Genomic DNA, 2,163 nt, shown 5'->3' on the forward strand with positions numbered 1-2,163 from the left:
GCCCCAAGGGCCGTGTCGCGTGCCGGGGGGAACACCGGGCACGAAAGGTGCTTGGATTCTCTCCAGGAAATGCGAAACGGCCAGGGGGCCTAATCCCTGACCGCTTCTGACGTCCACCCGGTCTCCACAACCAAGGGACTCGTCTGTGTCCAGCGTACGGGACGCGTCAGCGTCTGCAACCCCCGAACCTCCGCGTGCCGCCACGCGGAACAGCAGCGGCCCCCGCTGCCACTGCGGCACGCCGATTGCCCATATTCCGGGCAAAGTGCCGCGTGTCTACTGCTCGGACCGCTGCCGGCAGGCCGCGAAGCGCGCAATTCAGCGCGGGATGACGTCCGGCAGCAACCCCGGACAGCTTGGGAAAGAAACAACAGAGTTTCCCGCACCCCGCCGACCTGCGGTTTCTCCGGACGGGGTGGATGGGGAGAGCCCGAGAGGCGACAGCCTCTCGGAAGGGCAGTCGCGAAGCGACGCCGCCCGCTTGCGCAAAGCGGCGCGGTACACCCGGCGCCGGACCCTATGGCGGATCACCGGCGACTCCGCGTGCAAGGGCTGCGGCCGGGCCCTGATGGACCCCGCGTCCGGCGTGATCGTCGCCCAGACCGCTGCCGGAACCTCCGTGGTCCTCGGCCTCATGCGGTGCGGGCGGATCTGGCTCTGCCCGGTCTGCGCCGCCGTGATCCGCCACCGCCGCGCCGAGGAGATCACCCAGGCCGTGGTCACCTGGCTCCAACAGGGCGGGACCGCCTACCTGGTGACCTTCACCGCCCGCCACGCGTACAAGGACGCGCTCGCCGACCTCATGGACGCTCTCCAGGGCACCCGCAAAACCGAGGACACCCCCCGGCGCCCCGGCGCCTACCAGCGGCTCATCACGGGCGGCACGTGGGCCGGACGGAAGGTCAGCGACGGCTGCCGGGCGAAGGACCAGGAGGGCATCCGCGACCGGATCGGCTACCTCGGGATGATCCGCGCGACGGAGGTGACCGTGGGTCAGGCCCACGGCTGGCACCCGCACATCCACGCGATCGTCCTCGTCGGCGGCCGGACCACCGGAGAGAAGGCGGCCAAGAGGATCACGGGCGCCTTCACGCCTGCCGAGGACCGGCTCACCGAGTGGGAAGACCACTGGCGCGCGACCTGGACCCGCACCCTCCAGGGCATCAATCCGAAGTTCCGGCCGACGGACGACTGCGAACGGGCCGACTGCCCGTGCGAGGGCAAGGGCCACGGCGTCGACTTCAAGCGGCTGCACACCGAGCGCGACGCGAACGACCTCGCCGAGTACATCGCCAAGACGCAGGACGGCAAGGCGCCGGCGCTCGAACTCGCCCGCGCCGACCTGAAAACCGCGGGCGGCGAGAACGTCACGCCGTTCGAACTCCTCGGCCGGATCGGAGACCTGACCGGAGGCGTTCCCGAGGACGACGCCCAGGGACAGGGCTCGCTGGAGTGGAACCTGGCGAAGTGGCACGAGTACGAGCGCGCGACCAAGGGCCGCCGCGCGATCGAGTGGACCCGCTACCTGCGCTCGATGCTCGGCATCGACGGCGGCGACACCGACGAAGACAACCTCGACTTGCTCGCGGCGGCCGACGCCGAGGGCGGCGAACTCCGCGCGGGCGTCCGCGTCACCGAGGACGGCTGGCACGCGGTCGCGAGGAAGGCCCTCGACCTGGAGGCGACGCAGGCCGCCGAGGGCACCGACGGCAACACCGACCCGGCCGCCATGGCTGCCCGCGTCCGTGAGGTCCTGGCGCTCGCCGACGTCGCCGACGAGGTCGTCGTTCTCGGTCCGCAGGACGTCGTGGACGCGTACGCCGAGATGCTCGAAGCCCTCGCCCGCCGACGCGAGGAAGCAGCTGCACGACGTCGCCGCGAAGCCGAGGAGAACGACGACCAGGAGGACGACGCCGACGACCGCGAACGTGCCGTCTGGCACATCGCCCGACGCCTCGCCCAGCCGCAGAACTGATATCAGTCCGGCATAACTCGCTGCCGGAATCTGATGCCGACACGGGTCCGGGGCGCCGGCGCTTTCGCGCGACAGCGAGGGGCGCCGGATCCCCTCTCCGGGCCGCCGCGCGTCACCGTCCCCACCGCCAATTTCAGGTGGGGACGTGACGGAGGCGGGCAGTAGAGGGGATGTCAGCGAAAACGGAC

Annotated in this window: 1 protein-coding gene; it reads left to right on the forward strand. The window is 70.9% G+C overall.

Features of this window, described 5'->3' with window-relative positions; all coding sequences use genetic code 11:
* The first annotated feature begins 481 nt into the window (after nucleotides 1-481).
* Complete coding sequence (locus ACFWB8_RS36995) at nucleotides 482-1,975, forward strand: hypothetical protein (protein WP_380393911.1); 1,494 nt, start codon at nucleotides 482-484, stop codon at nucleotides 1,973-1,975.
* Nucleotides 1,976-2,163: the final 188 nt, after the last annotated feature.

Origin of the sequence: Streptomyces sp. NPDC060031 (assembly GCF_042736805.1) — a bacterium.
Classification (GTDB): Bacteria; Actinomycetota; Actinomycetes; order Streptomycetales; family Streptomycetaceae; genus Streptomyces.